Source organism: Caldimonas thermodepolymerans, assembly GCF_015476235.1.
Lineage (GTDB): Bacteria > Pseudomonadota > Gammaproteobacteria > Burkholderiales > Burkholderiaceae_C > Caldimonas > Caldimonas thermodepolymerans.
On sequence record NZ_CP064338.1, the window covers coordinates 2636176 to 2653942 of the forward strand.

At 71.1% G+C, this 17767-nt stretch carries 18 protein-coding genes; 4 read left to right on the forward strand and 14 right to left on the reverse strand.

Going from position 1 to position 17767, the window contains the following annotated elements; translation table 11 throughout:
* Positions 1–44 precede the first annotated feature (44 nt).
* Together IS481_RS12405 and gorA are read right to left on the reverse strand one after the other, a co-directional pair.
* Positions 45–494, reverse strand: a complete 450-nt coding sequence (locus IS481_RS12405; RefSeq protein ID WP_104355732.1) for a BON domain-containing protein — start codon at positions 492–494, stop codon at positions 45–47.
* Between the two features lie 175 nt (positions 495–669).
* A complete protein-coding gene (gene gorA / locus IS481_RS12410) occupies positions 670–2055 on the reverse strand; it encodes a glutathione-disulfide reductase (protein WP_104355733.1) in 1386 nt (461 codons plus the stop codon).
* A 140-nt stretch (positions 2056–2195) separates the two neighbouring features.
* Here gorA and IS481_RS12415 point away from each other — a divergent pair, with 140 nt between their 5' ends.
* Positions 2196–2630, forward strand: a complete 435-nt coding sequence (locus IS481_RS12415) for a DoxX family protein (RefSeq protein WP_419186827.1) — start codon at positions 2196–2198, stop codon at positions 2628–2630.
* A gap of 21 nt (positions 2631–2651) precedes the next feature.
* Here the strand turns inward: IS481_RS12415 and thpR are convergent, their stop codons facing one another.
* Positions 2652–3188, reverse strand: a complete 537-nt coding sequence (thpR, locus tag IS481_RS12420; RefSeq protein ID WP_170067421.1) for an RNA 2',3'-cyclic phosphodiesterase — start codon at positions 3186–3188, stop codon at positions 2652–2654.
* 196 nt (positions 3189–3384) lie between these two features.
* Between thpR and IS481_RS12425 the strand changes: the two genes are divergently transcribed.
* Positions 3385–4107, forward strand: a complete 723-nt coding sequence (locus IS481_RS12425) for a ProQ/FINO family protein (RefSeq protein WP_165908624.1) — start codon at positions 3385–3387, stop codon at positions 4105–4107.
* A gap of 33 nt (positions 4108–4140) precedes the next feature.
* On the opposite strand, the gene IS481_RS12430 is transcribed toward IS481_RS12425, so the two are convergent.
* A complete protein-coding gene (locus IS481_RS12430) occupies positions 4141–4497 on the reverse strand; it encodes a hypothetical protein (protein WP_104355735.1) in 357 nt (118 codons plus the stop codon).
* Between the two features lie 258 nt (positions 4498–4755).
* Here IS481_RS12430 and IS481_RS12435 point away from each other — a divergent pair, with 258 nt between their 5' ends.
* A complete protein-coding gene (locus IS481_RS12435; RefSeq protein ID WP_104355736.1) occupies positions 4756–5043 on the forward strand; it encodes a GNAT family N-acetyltransferase in 288 nt (95 codons plus the stop codon).
* 18 nt (positions 5044–5061) lie between these two features.
* Positions 5062–5649: a DUF924 family protein gene (locus tag IS481_RS12440; protein WP_104355737.1), complete on the forward strand. Its 588-nt coding sequence runs from the start codon at positions 5062–5064 to the stop codon at positions 5647–5649.
* Between the two features lie 7 nt (positions 5650–5656).
* On the opposite strand, the gene IS481_RS12445 is transcribed toward IS481_RS12440, so the two are convergent.
* The 10 genes from IS481_RS12445 to ctaD form a co-directional block, all read right to left on the reverse strand.
* Entirely contained in the window at positions 5657–7366 is a 1710-nt protein-coding gene (locus IS481_RS12445; protein ID WP_104355738.1) for a long-chain fatty acid--CoA ligase, read from the reverse strand.
* 119 nt (positions 7367–7485) lie between these two features.
* Positions 7486–9666 carry a response regulator gene (locus tag IS481_RS12450; protein WP_104355739.1) on the reverse strand — a complete coding sequence of 727 codons (2181 nt, stop codon included), beginning with the start codon at positions 9664–9666 and terminating at the stop codon, positions 7486–7488.
* A gap of 302 nt (positions 9667–9968) precedes the next feature.
* Positions 9969–11228 (reverse strand): EAL domain-containing protein, encoded by a 1260-nt coding sequence (locus IS481_RS12455; protein WP_104355740.1) that lies wholly within the window; start codon positions 11226–11228, stop codon positions 9969–9971.
* A gap of 221 nt (positions 11229–11449) precedes the next feature.
* The gene (locus IS481_RS12460) at positions 11450–12265 is read right to left on the reverse strand and encodes a TIGR00266 family protein (protein ID WP_104355741.1); all 816 of its coding nucleotides are present in this window, start codon (positions 12263–12265) and stop codon (positions 11450–11452) included.
* Between the two features lie 80 nt (positions 12266–12345).
* On the reverse strand, positions 12346–13275 hold the full coding sequence (gene arsN2, locus IS481_RS12465) for an arsenic resistance N-acetyltransferase ArsN2 (RefSeq protein ID WP_170067422.1): 930 nt from the start codon (positions 13273–13275) through the stop codon (positions 12346–12348).
* A 104-nt stretch (positions 13276–13379) separates the two neighbouring features.
* Entirely contained in the window at positions 13380–14270 is an 891-nt protein-coding gene (gene cyoE, locus IS481_RS12470) for a heme o synthase (protein ID WP_198425472.1), read from the reverse strand.
* Positions 14271–14311: 41 nt separating this feature from the next.
* Positions 14312–14626, reverse strand: a complete 315-nt coding sequence (locus tag IS481_RS12475) for a cytochrome C oxidase subunit IV family protein (protein ID WP_104355744.1) — start codon at positions 14624–14626, stop codon at positions 14312–14314.
* A gap of 23 nt (positions 14627–14649) precedes the next feature.
* Positions 14650–15348: a heme-copper oxidase subunit III family protein gene (locus tag IS481_RS12480; protein WP_104355947.1), complete on the reverse strand. Its 699-nt coding sequence runs from the start codon at positions 15346–15348 to the stop codon at positions 14650–14652.
* A 35-nt stretch (positions 15349–15383) separates the two neighbouring features.
* On the reverse strand, positions 15384–16004 hold the full coding sequence (locus tag IS481_RS12485; RefSeq protein ID WP_232529268.1) for a cytochrome c oxidase subunit 3: 621 nt from the start codon (positions 16002–16004) through the stop codon (positions 15384–15386).
* Positions 16001–17758 (reverse strand): cytochrome c oxidase subunit I, encoded by a 1758-nt coding sequence (gene ctaD, locus IS481_RS12490; protein WP_104355745.1) that lies wholly within the window; start codon positions 17756–17758, stop codon positions 16001–16003. Before ctaD ends, IS481_RS12485 begins: the two co-directional genes overlap by 4 nt.
* Between the last annotated feature and the right edge of the window lie 9 nt (positions 17759–17767).

Here is a 17767-nt window from a genome sequence, read left to right on the forward strand (position 1 = left end):
CTCCGCCCGGCCGGGCGAAGGCTGTGGGGAGATGCGAGCCGGCGTTACTGCGCCGGCTGGGCGTCGCCCTGGTTCTCGATGCGCAGCTGGTTGTCGACGCTCACGACCCCGCGCACGGCAGAAGCCAGCTGGGTCGCGCGCTCGCGCGCCGCTTCGTTCGGGGCCGTCCCGGACATCGTCACGCGGCCGTTGTCGGTGTCGACGTCGATGCCCAGCGCGCTCAGCTCGTCGTCACGCGCCAGCTCGGAGTTCACCGAGGCGGTGATCGCGGCGTCGCCGATCGCATCACCGGCACGCTCGGCACCGCGCTCCATCGCGTCACCGGCATCGCGCGCCGCCTGGGCCGTGCGTTCGCCCAGCGATTCGTCGCGCGGCTCGGCCTGCGCGACCACAGGTGCGTCGGTGCTGCGCGCCGCCGTGCCGTCGTCGGGGCGGCCACAGGCCGTCAACGCCACCGCCGCCGCCAGGGTGCCCATCAAGGTCAGTGCTTTCATTGTCGATCTCCTTTGCTGGTGAATCATCGGGTGGGTCTGCCACTCGGCGGCGTCGACCGCCGATGGACCCACTGTAGGTTTGCGGCCGCGCGCAGGATGTCAGCACGGCCGAGCCCGGCCTGTCGGCGCCGGCTGACAATGTCTGCACGGATGTCGCCCGCAGGCGACGCGAGGATCAGGCGATGCTCATGCCGCCTGCGCAGCGGCGCTCGCGCATCAGCACCAGCTCTTCGGCCACGCTCGGGTGCACGGCCACGGTGTTGTCGAACAGCGCCTTGGTCGCCCCGGCCTTCAGGGCCACCGCGAACCCCTGCACGATGTCGCCCGCTTCGGGCGCAACGATGTGTACCCCGAGCACACGGTCGCTGGCGTCGTCGACCACCAGCTTCATGAAGGCGCGCTCGTCGCTGCCGCTCAACGTGTGGCGCAACGGCCTGAACTCGGACCGGTAGACGCGCAGTGTCGCGTGGCGCTCGCGGCCCTGTGCTTCGGTCAGCCCGACCGCGGCCACCGGCGGATCGCAGAACACTGCCGACGGCACGTCCTCGTAGCGCATCTCGCGCGGCGCCTCGTGTTCGCAGCCGTACAACCGGTCCACCAACGCACCGGCCTGCAGCAGGGCCACCGGCGTCAGTGCGCGATGGTCCACCAGGTCGCCGATCGCATGGATCGACGGCACGCTGGTGCGGAACTCCCCGTCGACCTCGACCGCCCCCTTGTCGTTGACGCGCACGCCCGCGGCCTCCAGTCCCAGCCCGGCGGTGTTGGGCGCGCGTCCGGTGGCCAGCAGGACCGCATCGGCGACCAGGGGCGCGTCGCCTTCCAGATGTACCGCGGTGCCGTCGCGGGTGCGCTCGAGCCGCTGCAGGTGCGCGTCGAAGCGCAGCACGACGCCCTTCTTGCGCAGCTCGCCGGCGAGGAAGGCGGTGAGTTCCTCGTCGAAGCCCGGCAGCAGGTGGGCACCGCGCTGCAGCAGCGTCACCTGCGCCCCCAGCCCCTGGAAGATGGAGGCGAACTCGCAGCCGATGTAGCCGCCCCCGACGATCACCAGCCGGCGCGGGAACGGATCGACGTCGAAGATCTGCTCCGAGGTCAGCGCCAGCCCTGCGCCTTCGACCGGCGGCCGCCTGGCCGCCGCACCGGTGGCCAGCAGGATGCGCCGGGCCTGCACGACCTCGTCGCCGACCTGCACCGTCTGCGCGTCGAGCAGCCGCGCTCGTGCCTGGCGTACCTGCACGCCGGCGTCCTGCAGCAGGCGCGCGTAGACGCCGCGAAGCCGCTCGATCTCCGCCGCACGCTGGCGGCGCAGCCGCGGCCAGTCCAGCACCGGCGGCTCGACCTGCCAGCCGTAGCCGCGCGCCTCGTCGAAAGCGTGCCGGTAGTGCGCAGCATGGCTGTAGAGCTTCTTGGGGATGCAGCCGGCGTTGACGCAGGTGCCGCCCAGGTGCGCGGCTTCGGCCAGCAGCACCCGTGCACCGCGCTGCGCGGCAAGCCGCGCGGCCCGCACCCCGCCGCTGCCACCGCCGATCACCACCAGGTCATGGGCCGGATGCTGCGCCATGGCGAACCTTTCCACACGGGCTGCACATGGGGGCAGTGTGCCCGCGCCGCGGGCCCCTGCCCGGGACGGCCCTGCGCGCGCAGCGGATTTGGGCGGCGGCGGACGGCCGGCATTGCGCCCGTGCACGCGCCCTCCTATGCTTGGGTCGCCTACCCAAGGAGGACGCCATGGGCTTCATCGAAAAATTCGGCCCGTTGGCCGGAAGGGTGCTGCTGGCCTTGATGTTCGTGCCCTCGGGGTTCAGCAAGGTCAGCAACTTCGACGGCACGACCGCCTACATCGCCTCGAAAGGATTGCCGCTGCCGCCGGTGCTCACCGTGCTGACCATCGTGGTGGAGATCGGTGCGGGCCTGGCGCTGCTCGTCGGGCTGAAGGCGCGCTGGGCGGCGCTGGCGCTGGCAGCCTTCGCGGTGCTCGCCGCGCTGTTCTTCCACAACTTCTGGGCCTTCCCGGCGGCAGAGCAGGCGGCGCAGAGCATCTCGTTCTACAAGAACCTCGCGATCACCGGCGGGCTGCTGTTCGTCGCGGCCTTCGGGCCGGGTCCCATCTCGGTGGACCGGCACGACCTGGGCTGAGCGCCCCGGAGTGCGCGGCGCTCAGGCGCCGATGGTCTCGCCGTAGCGGCACAGCACCTCGTAGCCGCCGCCGGTGCCCGCATGCGATTCGACCAGCACGTAGCCGTCGACGCGCCAGGGAATGGCCACGGCTGCCGGCGCCCTGGCGGCCCGCGCGTTGCGCGCGAGCGTGACATGCGGGCGATAGCGCCGGTCCTCGAGCTCGAAGCCTTGTCCCTGCAGCAGCGTGCCCAGTTCACGATGCAGCGCCAGCAGCGGCTCGGGCAGCACCGATGGCTGCAGCCAGGCGATGCCCGACGGCCAAGTGCCTGCCCGGTCCAGGCACAGCTCGAACGGCTTGAACGGGACCTGCGCCTGCTGCTGCAATGCGGGCAACCGGTCGCGCGGCACGCGGCCAAGGAAGTGCAGGGTCAGGTGCAGCTGGTCCTGCGGCGTGAGGTGGGCGCCCTCGGGCCAGGCCCAGTCCTGCTGGCAGGCGACCCATTCGGCGCGGGTCGCCGCATCCGGCCACAGCGCGAAGAACAAGCGGGCAAAGGGCGGCGCGGGTCGTGCACTCATGCGCCGCTTGCAGGCACCCCCACGGGCAGCCCCTCCATGTAAGTCTCGGTCGGCAAGGCCATGTTCACGATGTTCCTCGGCGCGGCTCGGCGGGATCGACGGCAACATTGTGCACGGCCGCCCGGCCGGACGACAGTCCACCCGTTGCGGCGCAAGGCATCACAATACGCACCGCACTCACTGCATCACTGACCGGATGGATTCCCAAGAGCCCCAAAACGCCTCCAGCGACGAGGCCATGACCGTCGCGGCCTGCGCCTCCCTGCTGAAGGAGAAGTTTCCTGCGCTGTTCGCAGGCAAGCCGAAACCGCTGAAGCTGCGCATCCAGGTCGACATCCAGGCGCGCTGCCCGGACACCTTCCCGAAGCAGACGCTGTCCGCCTTCCTGCGCCGCTACACGATGAGCGACGCCTACCTGCGCGCCGTGAGCACCGGCACGCACCGCTACGACCTGGACGGCAACCCGGCCGGCGAGCTGAGCGAGGAGCACCGCCAGGTGGCACAGCAGACGCTGGCCCAGCGACGCGCGCGCCACGAGGAGCGCCGTGCGCAGGAACAGGCCGAGCGGGCCCAGGCCCACGCGCAGCGCAACTTCCGCGCCGCGCTGCTGCGTGACTACGAGGGCACCACGCTGACGCGCGAGAACTTCTGCGCGCTCAAGGGCGTCGATCCGAACCAGCTGGACGCCCTGCTCGAGACGGCGCGCCAGGAACGCGAGCAGCGCAAGCAGTTCCTGGCCGAGCTGCTGGCCAGCTACAAGGCCAGCGGGCTCAGCGTGGCGGCCTTTGCCGAACAGCGCCGCATGCATCCGGTGCAGCTCGAACGCCTGTTGCGCGAGGCCAGCCCGCCGCCGCAGCCGCGCCCGCGCGGGCCGCGCCGCGACGAACCGCGACGCCCGGGGGGCAAGGGCCGCAAGTAGCGTCGACGGGCACGGGCGCCGCCTCCGGCGGGCTCAGCCGGGGGCCGGCAGCAGCTTGAGGCCGAGCCAGGCGGCGCCGATCACCGCGTTGACCGGTACCGTGATCGCCGACGGCACGAAGAACAGCGCGGCCAGCAGCGCCGCGCCGCCGAGCTGCTCCACCGCCGCGCCCAGCACGAAGGCGACCGCGCCGGCCACGCCCCAACGGCGCATGTAGGTGGGCAGCCAGCGCGCCTGCTGCTGGTTGTGGCGCCAGGCGGCGGCGCGCTCGAACAGGTTGCCGCGCCCGGCGTCGCGGAACAGCCACGCGAAAAACCAGTAGCGGTACAGCAGGGTACGAAACCGCAAGGGCGGTGCGGCTTCCTGGCAGCCGGCGATCAGCTCGCTCATGGACATCTCCTTGCACGCGTGGCGGTTTCCTCCCGGGGTGCAATCCCCGCGCCCAGGCCTGCTGCGGTGCAGCAAGGCCGCCGGCCGCAGGGCCGCCACCCTCGCGGAACCTGCAGCCAGCGTACCCCTGCCAGCCCGCATGCGGTATCCCCCGGCGGGGCGGACCTGTGGCATGGTTCTCATCCCCCCGGGGCTGCACGGGCGATGCGCCGGCCGCTACAGTGGGAGCCTGTCCGTTCCGATTCGTTCCGACGCCCGATGCCGACCCCACCCGAGATCGTCCACAACGCCGCCGCCCACCGCTTCGAGACCCGTGTCGACGGGCACCTGAGCGTGGCCGAATACCGCCTGAGCGGCGGGATCATGCACATGACCCACACCGAGGTGCCCGCCGCGCTGCAGGGCCGCGGCATCGCTGCCGCGCTGGTGGAAGGCGCCCTGGCCCATGCCCGCAGCCAGGGCCTGAAGATCAACCCGCTGTGCTCCTACGTGCGCAGCTACATGCAGCGCCACCCGCAGACGCAGGACCTGCTGGCCACGTCCTGAGTCCGCCTCGGTCATGCGATGACGACCACCGCCACCCCGGCCGAGGTGCTCGAGTTCTGGTTCGGCCCCGCGTCGCAGCGGGCCGGGATGCGGCCGCGCGACGCCTGGTTCCGCAAGGACCCGGCCTTCGACCAGGCGATCCGCGAACGCTTCGGCCCCACGATCGAGGCCGCGTTGCAAGGCGCGCTGCCCGGTTGGGACGACACGCCGGAAGACACGCTCGCGCAGATCCTGCTGCTGGACCAGTTCACCCGCAACGCCTGGCGCGACACGCCGCGCGCCTTTGCCGGCGACGCGCGGGCGCTGGCGCTGGCACGCCGGCTGGGGGACCGTGGCGACGACCTGCGCCTGGCGCCGATGCTGCGCTGGTTCGTCTACATGCCGTTCGAGCATGCCGAGGACCTGGCGGTGCAGGACGAGTCGGTGCGCCTGTTCACCGCGCTGGCGCAGGCCGCGCCCGGCTTCGAAGGGCCGCTGGACCATGCCCTGCGGCACCGCGACGTGATCCGGCGCTTCGGCCGCTTTCCGCACCGCAACGCCATCCTCGGGAGAGACAGCTCGCCCGAGGAGCGGGCCTACCTGAGCCAGCCCGGCGCCGGCTTCTGATGCGGCCTCAGGCGGCCTGGGCGCGCCGGTCCTCCTGCTCCTGCAGCAGGCGCCACATCACCTTGCCGGAGCCGGACTTGGGCAGCGCGTCCACGAATTCGACCACGCGCGGGTACTTGTAGGCGGCCATGTTCTGGCGCGCCCACTCGATGATGTCCGCCCCGGTGGTCTGACCGCGGGCAGCGTCCTTCAGCACGATGACCGCCTTGACCGACTCGCCGCGGTAGGCGTCGCGCGTGGCGATCACGCAGGCCTCCTGCACCGCCGGGTGCTTGTACAGCAGCGCCTCGACCTCGGCCGGCCAGACCTTGTAGCCGCTCGCGTTGATCATGCGCTTGAGCCGGTCGGTGATGTAGAAGTAGCCCTCGTCGTCGGTGTAGCCCAGGTCGCCGGACCGGAAGAAGCGCTTGCCGTCGATCTCGACGAAGGCCGCCTCGGTGGCCTCGGGCTTGCGCCAGTAGCCGAGGAACACCTGCGGCCCGTGGATCAGGATCTCGCCCACCTCGCCCGGCGGCAGCGGGCGCAGCGTCTCCGGGTCGACCACGCGCGAATCGACGCCGAAGAACGGCATGCCCAGGCACTGCAGCTTGGGACGCTCCGGGGGATTGGCGTGCGACGGCGCGGCGGTCTCGGTGAGGCCGTAGCCCTCGGCGAACAGCAGGCCGTAGCGCTCGTGCAGGCGCTCGGCCACCGCCTGCGGCATCGCCGCCCCGCCGCCGCCCAGGTAGGTGAGGCTGGACAGGTCGAAGCGGTCCATGTTCGGGCTGCCGAGCAGGTCGATGACCATGGTCGGCACGCAGGTCCAGTGCGTCACGCGGTGGCGCGAGATCAGGCGTCCGGCCAGCTCGCGGTCCCAGCGCGGCATCAGCACCACGCTGGAGCCGCCCCAGATCGGCGTGTGCATGCAGTACTGCATGCCGGTGATGTGGAACATCGGCACCACGCCGAGCGTGACCGAATCGGCCCCGCCCTGGCTCCACAGGCTGCCGCCCACCACGTTGTGCATCATCGTGCGGTGGCTGTGCATGCAGCCCTTGGGCAGCCCGGTGGTGCCGGAGGTGTACGGCATCACCGCCAGGTCGTCCGGCCGCGCGGTATGGGCGCCGGGCGCCATGCCGCTGGCGATCGCGTCGGTCCAGCGCACCGCACCGGCCGGCAGCGGCGGGTCGGCGCGCAGCCACTCGGCCATCGCGGGCGGCGGCGCGTCCTGCGGGTCGTCCTGCGCCGGCATCGCGTCGGCGTAGCGCGTCACGAGCAGGTGCTGCAGCCGCTGCGCGGGCGGCAGCGCGGCACTGGCCGCGTCCATGTAGCCCGCCAGCTCGGCGCTGCAGATCGCGACCTTGGCCTCGGGGTCGGTGATGTAGTGCTTGAGCTCCTCGGTGCGGTTCATCGGGTTGACCGGCACCACGACCGCATCGGCGCGCAGGATCGCGTAGGTCGCGATCACGTGCTGCGGGCAGTTCTGCGTGTACAGCAGCACGCGGTCGCCGCGCCGCACGCCGGCGTGCTGCTGCAGCCAGCCGGCCAGCGCCTCGGCCTGGCGCAGCACCTCGGCGTAGGTGTAGCGCCGGCCGAAGAAGATCAGGCAGTCCTTGTTCGGGTACCGGGCGGCGGACACCTCGAGGTTGAACCACAGGGAGGTTTCCGGCACGGTCAGGGCGCGCGGCAGGCGCCGGGGCCAGAACTTCGCGTGAGGGGGGTCGACAGGCGCGGACACGGGCAGCACTCCTGTAGCGGGTGGCGACCCCACGGTCGCCCATGCGGGGAGTACACCGGATGCGGCCCGCGCCGGGCTGTCACGCCGGCGACAACCTCACCTAGGGAAAGCGCGGGCGCTCAGGCCGCCTGCGCGCCGCGCCGCCAGCGCACCAGGATCATCTCCAGCTGCTCGAGCGTGAACGGCTTGCCGAGGAAGTCGTCCATGCCGGCGGCGCGGCCGCGCTCGCGAATCTCCGGCTCGGGATTGCCGGTGACCGCCACCACCGGCGTGCGCGGCCGGGCATGCTGGCGCTCCAGCTCGCGCAGGCGCTGCGTCGCGGTCAGCCCGTCCATGCCGGGCATCTGCACGTCCATCAGCACCATGTCGAAGCTCTGCTCGCCATAGCGCTGCAAGGCCTCCTGCCCGTCACCGGCGACCACCACCTGCAGCCCCAGGCGCTCGAGCATGGCCTGCGTCATGACCTGGTTGACGGGGTTGTCCTCGACCAGCAGCACGCGCCCGGCCAGCAGCGCAGCCACCGAGGGCCGGGGCGCGGCGGCCTTGGGCTGCGGCGGCTGCGCGCCCTGGGCCGCGCCTGCCTGCGCCGCCCATTGCAGCCCCTCGTGCAGCGCGCGCTGGCGCACCGGCTTGCTGAGCACGAACACGCCGTCCAGCGCGATCTGCGACGAGTCGTGCGTGAGTGCACGCAGCAGCAACACCGGCAGCCCGGCCTCGGTGACGATCTGCTCCAGCCGTTCGCCGGCGCGCGACCCCAGCAGGCGCTCGTCGATCAGCACCGCGGCCACCTGCCGGTCGCGCGCGGCCTGCAGCTGCGCGCGCGAAGGCGCGACCGCGTGGATCTCGTAGCGCACCCCGGTGCCGCGCAGCAGCGCGTCGACGTGGCGCACCAGGCGGTGGTGGTCGGCGACGATCATCACGCGCAGCGGCGGCAGCGGCGGCGGTGCCGGCTCGGCCAGCTCGGTGGTCCGCCCGCACTGGACCTCGACCGTGAAGCAGGAGCCCTCGCCCGGCACCCCGGTGGCGCTGACGCTGCCGCCCATCAGCTCGGCCAGCTCGCGGCACAGCGCCAGGCCGATGCCCGCCCCGCCCGGCCGGCGCACGCGGGCATCCTCGCCGTGGCCGTAGCCGCTGAACAGCTGCGGCAGCTGGGAAACGTCGACGCCGATGCCGGTGTCGTGCACCTCGATGCGCAGCCGCAGGTCCGGGGACTGCGGGTCGTCGTCGACCACCGAGGCGTGCACGTGCACGCCGCCGCGCTGGGTGAACTTCACCGCGTTGGACACCAGGTGCGAGACGATCTGCCGCAGCCGCATCGGGTCGCCGAGCACCGCGTCGGGCACGTCCGGATCCTGGCTGCAGGTCAGCTCCAGCCCCTTCTCGAACGCGGCGCCGGCGTACAGGTCCAGCGCATCGAGCACCACGGTGCGCACCGACACCGGCACGCGCTCGAGCTCCACGCCGCCCGCATCCAGGCGCGCATAGTCCAGCGCGTCGTTGACCAGCGCCATGAGGCTGTCCAGGCTTTGCCGCTGCATCGACAGGATCTGCTGCTGCCGTGCATCCAGCGGGGTGGTGCGCAGCAGCTCGGTGGCGCCCAGGATGCCGTTGATCGGCGTGCGCAGCTCGTGGCTCATGTTGGAGAGGAAGCGCGCCTTGATCTGCGAGGCGCGCCAGGCCTCGTCGTGCGAGCGGTGCAGTTCCTGCATCACGCGCCGCAGCTCGCGCTGCAGGTCGCTGCGCAGCTTGAGCGACAGCGCCATGAAGGCGCCGTAGAGCACCAGCGCCCCGCCCATCGACAGCGCATGGTGCAGGTGCGGCGAGCGGCTGGTCGCCGCCGGCGGCAGCAGGCCCTGCGCCTGCAGCAGGTAGGTCAGCCCCAGGATGCCCAGCACCGCGGCCCCGAGCCAGGCACCGGCACGCACCGTGCCGGCCAGCATCACCGCCCAGGGCAGCACGACCAGCCACCACAGCGTCGGCGCCGTCAGCCCGCCTTGCAGCCACATCTTGAGCGTGAACACCATCGTCACGCCGGCGGCCAGCAGCGTGATGCCGACATCCGGCCGGCCACCACTGCGCACCCAGGCGGCCGCGAGCAACGCCAGCACCACCAGGCCCACGTCCACCCAGGCGACCGCGACCGGCCCCTGGCTGAAGAAGAAGGCGGTGAACACCAGGCCGCCGACCAGCGAGACCCACGCCGCCACCCAGAACATGTGGCGTTGCATGCGCTGCTCGAGCCGCTCGACCGCCTGCGGATCGAAGGCGAGCGGAAGGCTGGAAGAGGTGCCGGCGTTCATGGGCTCACGGGCCACCGACGCGGTGCGCCCCAAGGACTCGGCCGGCCGGCTCCCGGTGCCGTCCGCGCAGGTGCGGGCGTGTCATGCCCTCGCCATCCCGGGCCGTGCGGGCGTCCGGGGCCGGGCCGGCAGGCCGGCACCGGTCGGCGCCCTCGGGGGCAAGGCTGCGGCGCGCACGGGCGCAGCGGAGGACACCGGCAACGTGGTCGGCATGGGGCAGGCAGGTCCGGAAAAAGTGCAGCCCCGCAGCTTAGCGCAGAAGCCGCCGCTGCAGGCCGGCGCCGCATGGGGGAACACCCTCGTCACTCGCGTTCCCAGGCGATGTCGCCGCCCAGCACGAGGGTGCGATCCTGGGTGCGGAACGCCACCGAGACGGTCACGCACAGCCGTGCGCCGTGCACGGTGAGGTACGGCCGCGTCACCTGCACCTGCCCGAAGAACTCCAGCGCCCGCCGGAAGTACGGTCGCCGGGCCCAGCGTGCGTGGCTGCCGTCGGCCAGCGGGGCGAAGTGCCGCGTCTGGTCGTCCTTGAAGCGCCGGGAGGTCAGGTTCGAGCCGACCTGCAGGCCCTGTTCGTCGAGCAGGTAGCACAGCTCCGCGTGTTCCAGCGCCAGGAAGCGTGCACAGGCTTGCTCCATGCTGCGGCCGGCCTTGAGCAGGGTCGCCGCGTAGCCCAGGGCGTGCACGTAGGGCGCGATGCGCTCCTGGTAGCGGCGCTCGCGGGATTCGTGCTGCTCGTCGAAACGGCGCCAGACGGCGTCGATCACCGCAGGATAGCCCTGGGTGTCGTGCAGCTGCGGCATGGGACGCCCGAACAGGTGGCCCTGGACGAAGTCGACATCCGAATCCAGCGCCAGGTAGGCCTCGTCCATGGTTTCGATGCCTTCGGTCAGCACCAGCGCCCCACATTCGTGCAGCAGGGACACCATCTGGGCCACGACCCGTGCGATACGCGGTTCGGATGCTGCACGCTGGACCACGCTGCGGTCGAGCTTGACGATCTCGGGACGGATGCGCCAGACGCGGTCGAAGTTGGAATGCCCGGCGCCGAAGTCGTCCAGCGCGAGCAGGTAGCCCACGTCCCGCGCCACCCGTACGGCAGCCTCGAAGTTCTCGTTCTGGTGGGTGACGTCCTCGGTGACTTCCAGCACCAGCTGGCTCGGCGCCAGCCCGAGGCGCTCGGCGAGCTGCTGCAGGAACAGCCGGGTCCCGCGCTCCGACCCGTCGGCGAACACCTTGGGGTGGATGTTGAGGAACAGCCAGTGGTCCTGGCGCTGCTGCTGCGCCACGTAGTTGCTGGCGTGCAGCCAGCGGCACAGCCGGTCCACGCGCTCCAGCTCGTCGAAATCCTGCGCCTGGCCGAGCACCTCGTGCGGCGCCACGGGGTCGCCGCGGGCATTGCGGGCGCGCAGCAGGGCTTCGTGCCCGACCGCGCGGCGGTGGGACAGGCTGTAGATCGGCTGGAAGTGGGTCGTCAGCCGGTACTCGCCGTGTGCCGCGAACCGACTCTCGCCCTCGAGGTCGAGTTCGGGCAGGGCTGTGGCGGCTTCAGTGAAATGCATGGATGACAGCAGGCTTGCGATGACGGCCGCACCGGGCGGGGACGGCGACGGCACTCGGTCAACTGCCGCCGCAGGCCGTCCGCCGGGCCGCCGGGGTGTGACGTTTTTTGTCCGTACCCGGGGTCCGGTGCTGCGGAAAGCGGATAGGTAGCAAGCTGCGGACCTGCCCGCAGCGGGAGGGCGTCCGCCCTCGCAGAACGGTCAGGCGCCGTGCCCGTGGTTCACTCGTCGTCGCCGCCCAGCACCGTGCCGAGCAGCCCCCCGGCGCCGAAGCCGCCGAGCACCGAGCCCTCGCCGCGACCGCCTCCGCCCGTCTGCGGCGCCGCGGCGAACACGCGCGACGCCAGCCGCGAGAACGGCAGCGACTGCAGCCACACGGTGCCGGGGCCGGTCATCCTCGCGAAGAACAGCCCTTCGCCGCCGAACAGCGCGGTCTTGATCTTGCCGACGTACTGCACCTCGAAGCTGACGTCCGGCGTGTAGGCCACCACGCAGCCGGTGTCGACCAGCAGCGTCTGGCCGGGCTGCAGCTCGCGGCGCACGACCGTGCCCCCCGCGTGCACGAAGGCCAGCCCGTCGCCGTCGAGCTTCTGCATGATGAAGCCCTCGCCGCCGAAGAAGCCCACCGACAGCTTCTGCTGGAAGGCAATGCCCAGCGACACGCCGCGCGCGGCGCACAGGAAGGCATCCTTCTGGCAGATCAGCGTGCCGCCCAGCTGCTTCAGGTCCATCGGCAGGATCTTGCCGGGATACGGCGCGGCAAAGGCCACGCGCTGCTTCTGCTGGCTGGTGTTGGTGTAGACGGTCGTGAACAGCGATTCACCGGTGAGCAGCCGCTTGCCCGCGCCCATCAGCTTGCCCAGCAGCCCGCCCTGCTGGCGCGAGCCGTCGCCGAAGACGGTGTCCATCGCGATGCCCGCGTCCATGAACATCATGCTGCCGGCCTCGCCCACCGCCGCCTCGCCGGGATCGAGCTCGATCTCGACGAACTGCATCTCGCTGCCGCGGATCTCGTAGTCCACCACGTCCATGGCCATGATCGCGTTCCTCTCCAACGGAAAAAACGAAGACGGGCGCGATGGTAGCGGAGCCGCCCGGCGCCCCGCGGTGCAGCGGGCTAGAGCATGGCCTGGACGAAGGCCACGTCGAGCCAGCGCCCGAACTTGTAGCCCCCCTCGCGCAGCACCCCGGCCACGCGGAAGCCCATCGCCTCGTGCATGCGCACCGAGGCCGCGTTGGACGCATCGATCACGCCGACCATGGTGTGGAAGCCGCGGCGGCGCGCATGCGCCATCACCGGGGCCATCAGCATGCGCGCGATGCCGCGGCCGCGCCACTGCGCATGCAGGTAGACCGAGTGCTCGCAGGCGAAGCGCCAGCCCTCGCGGGGCCGGAACAGCCCGTAGCAGGCATAGCCGACCACCTCGCCCGCCGCCGTCTCGGCCACGAAGAAGCCGTGCCCGTCGCGCTGCTTGGCCGCCCACTGCTCGAGCTGCTCCTGCGGCGTGCGCTCTGCGTACTGGTAGGTCGCCGTGCTGGTGCGGACCTCGTGGTTGTAGATGTCCAGCACCGCGGCCATGTCGTCTGCGCGCGCCGGACGCACGGTCACCCCGGGGCGCAGGTCCAGCAGCAGCGTCGCGGCGCCGTCCGGGCAGGCGCCCTGGAACGCGGCGCTGGTGCGCAGGGCCTCCGGCACGGTCTCCGGGGCCGCCATGCGGAAGCCGAGCAGCCCGAAGAAGTCGGCCGCCGTGGTCGTGCGCAGCCACACCGACTGCCGGCCCTCCTCCATCGCCCGCGCCAGCAGGTGGCGCGTCAGCGCCTGCCCCAGCCCGCGCCCGCGATCCGATGCCTCCACGGCCAGCGAGCGCAGCAGCACCGCCTCGCCGTGAGGTTCGAGCCCCGCACACCCGACAATGCGCCCGGCCTCGGCCACCACGAACTGGTCCAGGTGCTCGCGCGCGCCGGCCACCGGCAAGGCCGCACCGTGCAACAGTGCTTCGATCGCTGGCCAGTCGGCCGCTTGGGCAGGTCGCAGGGTGAACTGCACGGGACGCTCCTGTCTGGGATCGACAGCCGCCATCCTGACACAAACGCGCCGCGATCTGCATACGCCAGGAGGCGCATGCATGGCCCCAGCCGGGAACGCTGGCACTACGTCGAGGGAGCAAGCATCAGGTGCTCCAGCAGCATGGCCGCGAACAGCGCCGCCAGGTAGACGATGGAGTAGCGGAAGGTCGGCATCGCCGCCGATACGTTGCGGCACAACGCGATGGCATGCAGCACGAAGCGCAGGCCCAGCAGCAGCGCCGCCGCGAAGTAGAAGCCGCCGCTCATGCCGATGCCCACCGGCAGCAGCGTCACCGCCCACAGCACGAGCGCGTAGCCGAGCACCCGCCGCGCGGTGTGGGCCACGCCGTGCGTGACGGGCAGCATCGGGATGCCCGCGCGCGCGTACTCGTCGCGCCGGTGGATCGCCAGCGCCCAGAAGTGGGGCGGCGTCCAGATGAAGATGATCAGGAACAGCAGCAGCGCCCCCGGCTCGACCTGCCCGGTGACCGCCACCCAGCCCAGCAGCGGCGGCATCGCGCCCGCCGCGCCGCCGATCACGATGTTCTGCGGTGTCGCGCGCTTCAGGTACAGGCTGTAGATCCCGGCATAGCCGACCAGCGAGGCCAGGCTGAGCCAGCTGCACAGCGGGTTGGTGAATCGCAGCAGCAGGCACATGCCCAGCATGCAGGCGGCGACGGCGAACAGCGCGACTTCGCGCACCCCCAGCGCGCCGCGCGGCAGGGGCCGGGCACGCGTGCGCGCCATCACGGCATCCACGTGCCGGTCGATCAGGTGGTTCAGCGCCGCGGCGGCCCCGGCCACCAGCGCGATGCCGGTGACGCCGAACACCAGCACGGTCCACGGCACCGCCGGCACCGGGCGGGCGAGCAGCATGCCGACCAGCACCGTGAAGCACATCAGCCCCACCACGCGCGGCTTGGTCAGCGCGACGTACTCGCGCCAGGCGGGACGCGACGCACGAGCGGCCAGCATCGGCACCAGCCGCTCGCGCACCGGGGTCGCGTCGGGCTGCTTCATCGGAAGAACTCGAGCCGGGTCAGGAAGGTGTGCTCGCCTTCCAGCGCCATCAGCGCCACCAGCACCAGCAGGCACAGCGGCGGCAGCAGGATCGCGCAGACCAGCGCCAGCCGCTCCCAGGCCAGGTGCATGAACACCGCCACGATCAGGCCTGCCTTCAGCACCATGAACAGCAGGATGAGGCCCCAGCGCAGCAGGCCCTGCAGGTGGAAGTAGTCGACCAGGTAGGACAGCAGGCTGAGGAGGAACAGCAGGCCCCAGACCTTCAGGTACAACCCGATCGGATGTTGCTGGCCGGTGGCAGATGACATGGTCCGCTCCGCGAGGCGCCTGTTCACCACAGGTAGAACAGCGCGAAGATGAACACCCACACCAGGTCGACGAAGTGCCAGTACAGCCCGGCGATCTCCACGACCTGGTAGTTGCCGCTGCGCTCGTAGTGCCCGCGCAGCACGCGCCAGGCCACCACGAGCAGGTAGATCACGCCGGCCGACACGTGCAGGCCGTGAAAGCCGGTGATCATGAAGAAGCTGGCGCCGAACTGGGCCGCGCCCATCGGGTTGCCCCAGGGACGCACGCCCTCGGCGATCAGCTTGCTCCACTCGAAGGCCTGCATGCCGACGAACACCGCGCCGAGCGCCGCCGTGGCCAGCACCAGCAGCGCCGCGGGCCGGCGGTTGCGGCGGTACGCCTGGCTCACCGCCATCGCCATCGTGCCGCTGCTGGTGATCAGCACGAAGGTCATGATCGCGATCAGCACCAACGGCACCGGCGCGCCGCCGAAGTCGAGCGCGAACACCTCGCTCGCGTTCGGCCAGGGCTCGGTGGTGGACAGGCGCACCGTCATGTAGCCGGTCAGGAAGCTGCCGAAGACGAAGGTGTCGCTGAGCAGGAAGATCCACATCATCGCCTTGCCCCACGAGACCTTGAAGGTCTCGCGGTCGGACGACCAGTCCGCGACCAGCCCGCGCCAGCCCTGCGGCGCGGCATGCCCGTCCGCCGCCACCACGTCAGGGCCACCCTTGAGCGGCATGTCGTGCACGGCTGCCATGCTCGCCTCCCCTCGCCTCACACGCCGGCCGGGCTGCCGCAGATGTAGCGCACCACCTCGGGCGTGATCCCGGTCAGTGTCGCCAGCACCAGCAGCCAGACGGCCAGCAGGAAATGCCAGTAGCGCGCGCACAGCGCGATGCGCAGCGCGTCGCCGGACGGATCGGCCCGCGCGTGCAGGTGCCGTTGCGTGTATCCCCAGGCTGCCAGCCCGCCCAGCACGTGCAGGCCGTGCACCGCGGTCAGCAGGTAGAAGAAGCTGGCCGCGGGGTTGCCGGTGGCGCTCACCATGCGCGACTGCAGCTCCCCCCAGCCCCACAGCTGCACGGCCACGAACACCAGCGCAAGCAGGCCGCCGGCCAGCAGCGCGCGCCAGGTCGCTGCCGTCCGGCCACGGCGGGCCGCCACGGCCGCGCCCTGCATCGCCACGCTGCCCGCGACCAGGCTGGCGGTGCTCAACCACAGCTGCCACGGCAGGACGATGGCCGTCCAGTCGCCGCCGTCCATGCGCATCAGGTAGGCGGCGATGAACAGCAGGAACAGCGAGCTAGCCATCCCGATGAACACCCACAGCCCGACCTCGGCCGCAGGCGGCATCCCGCGCAGGGCAGGTGCCTGGATCGCGTGCGTGTGGTTCATGCGGGGGCCTCCTTCACGCCGCCGTGGGGCTCGGGCTCCTGCCCGCCATCCTCCGGCGGCGCGTTCTGCGGGATGTAGTCGTCCCTGGCACCCGGCACGCTGTAGGCGTAGGCCCAGCGATGCACCACCGGCAGCGCCTCGCCCCAGTTGCCGTGCACCGGTGGGGTCTGCGGGGTCTGCCACTCGAGCGACGCGGCCCGCCAGGGGTTCGGCTCGGCCTTGCGACCGTGCTTGAGGCTCCAGAACAGGTTGAAGACGAACACCAGCTGCACCACGCCGACGAGCAGCGCCACCACCGTGATGAACGTGTTCAGCGCATGCGCCGACGGCGGGATGAACTCGTACGCATCGAAGGTGTAGTAGCGCCTGGGCATGCCGAGCACGCCAAGGTAGTGCATCGGGAAGTAGATCGCGTAGGTGCCGAGGAAGGTCACCCAGAAGTGCAGCTTGCCGAGCCGGTCGTCCAGCATGCGGCCGGTGACCTTGGGGTACCAGTGGTAGAGGCCGCCGAAGATCACCAGGATGGGGGCCACCCCCATGACCATGTGGAAGTGCGCGACGACGAAGTAGGTGCCCGACAGCGGGATGTCGACGCTGACGTTGCCGAGGAACAGCCCGGTGAGCCCGCCGATCACGAAGGTGCAGATGAAGGCCAGGGCGAACAGCATCGGCACCGACAGGTGGATGTCGCCGTGCCACAGGGTCAGCAGCCAGTTGTAGACCTTGATCGCGGTCGGGATCGCGATCACCAGCGTGCTGGCCGCGAAGAAGAACCCGAAGTACGGATTCATGCCGCTGACGAACATGTGGTGCGCCCACACGATGAAGCTCAGGCCCCCGATCACGACGATGGCCCACACCATCATCCGGTAGCCGAAGATGCTCTTGCGCGCGTGCACGCTGATCAGGTCCGAGACGATGCCGAAGGCCGGCAGCGCGACGATGTAGACCTCCGGGTGGCCGAAGAACCAGAACAGGTGCTGGAACAGCAGCGGGCTGCCGCCGCGGTACTCGCGCACCTGCCCCATCGAGACCAGCTCCGGCATGAAGAAGCTGGTCCCCAGCGTCTTGTCCAGCAGCATCATCACGCCGCTGACGAACAGCGCCGGAAACGCCAGCAGCGCGAGGATGGTGGCGATGAAGATGCCCCACACGGTCAGCGGCATGCGCAGCAGCGTCATCCCCCGGGTACGCGCCTGCAGCACGGTGGTGACGTAGTTGAGGCCGCCCATGGTCGCCGCGACGATGAAGATCAGCAGCGACACCAGCATCAGGATGATGCCCCAGTCCTGCCCCGGGGTGCCCGGCAGGATGGCCTGCGGCGGATACAGGGTCCAGCCTGCGCCGGTGGGTCCTCCCGGCACGAAGAAGCTTGCCAGCAGCACCAGCACCGACAGCAGGTAGACCCAGTAGCTCAGCATGTTGAGGAACGGGAACACCATGTCCCGCGCGCCGACCATCAGCGGGATCAGGTAGTTGCCGAAGCCCCCCAGGAACAGCGCCGTCAGCAGGTAGATCACCATGATCATCCCGTGCATCGTGACGTACTGGTAGTAGCGCTCGGCATCGATGAACCCGAACGTCCCCGGAAACCCCAGCTGCAGGCGCATCAGGTGGGACAGCAGCAGCCCGATCAGGCCGACCGCGATCGCCGTGAGCGAGTACTGCACCGCGATGACCTTGTGGTCCTGGCTCCAGACGTACCGGGTCCAGAAGCTTTGCGGACCGTGGTGGGAGCTGTCGGCGTGGGCCATGGCGTTGCC

What these genes read in the sequence shown, in the direction of transcription:
- IS481_RS12405 (WP_104355732.1), bottom strand. Translation starts at nt 494, where the DNA reads ATGAAAGCACTGACCTTGATGGGCACCCTGGCGGCGGCGGTGGCGTTG.
- gorA (WP_104355733.1), bottom strand. Translation starts at nt 2,055, where the DNA reads ATGGCGCAGCATCCGGCCCATGACCTGGTGGTGATCGGCGGTGGCAGC.
- thpR (WP_170067421.1), bottom strand. Translation starts at nt 3,188, where the DNA reads ATGAGTGCACGACCCGCGCCGCCCTTTGCCCGCTTGTTCTTCGCGCTG.
- IS481_RS12425 (WP_165908624.1), top strand. Translation starts at nt 3,385, where the DNA reads ATGGATTCCCAAGAGCCCCAAAACGCCTCCAGCGACGAGGCCATGACC.
- IS481_RS12430 (WP_104355735.1), bottom strand. Translation starts at nt 4,497, where the DNA reads ATGAGCGAGCTGATCGCCGGCTGCCAGGAAGCCGCACCGCCCTTGCGG.
- IS481_RS12435 (WP_104355736.1), top strand. Translation starts at nt 4,756, where the DNA reads ATGCCGACCCCACCCGAGATCGTCCACAACGCCGCCGCCCACCGCTTC.
- IS481_RS12440 (WP_104355737.1), top strand. Translation starts at nt 5,062, where the DNA reads ATGACGACCACCGCCACCCCGGCCGAGGTGCTCGAGTTCTGGTTCGGC.
- IS481_RS12450 (WP_104355739.1), bottom strand. Translation starts at nt 9,666, where the DNA reads ATGAACGCCGGCACCTCTTCCAGCCTTCCGCTCGCCTTCGATCCGCAG.
- IS481_RS12455 (WP_104355740.1), bottom strand. Translation starts at nt 11,228, where the DNA reads ATGCATTTCACTGAAGCCGCCACAGCCCTGCCCGAACTCGACCTCGAG.
- IS481_RS12460 (WP_104355741.1), bottom strand. Translation starts at nt 12,265, where the DNA reads ATGGCCATGGACGTGGTGGACTACGAGATCCGCGGCAGCGAGATGCAG.
- cyoE (WP_198425472.1), bottom strand. Translation starts at nt 14,270, where the DNA reads ATGCTGGCCGCTCGTGCGTCGCGTCCCGCCTGGCGCGAGTACGTCGCG.
- IS481_RS12475 (WP_104355744.1), bottom strand. Translation starts at nt 14,626, where the DNA reads ATGTCATCTGCCACCGGCCAGCAACATCCGATCGGGTTGTACCTGAAG.
- IS481_RS12480 (WP_104355947.1), bottom strand. Translation starts at nt 15,348, where the DNA reads ATGCCGCTCAAGGGTGGCCCTGACGTGGTGGCGGCGGACGGGCATGCC.
- IS481_RS12485 (WP_232529268.1), bottom strand. Translation starts at nt 16,004, where the DNA reads ATGAACCACACGCACGCGATCCAGGCACCTGCCCTGCGCGGGATGCCG.
- ctaD (WP_104355745.1), bottom strand. Translation starts at nt 17,758, where the DNA reads ATGGCCCACGCCGACAGCTCCCACCACGGTCCGCAAAGCTTCTGGACC.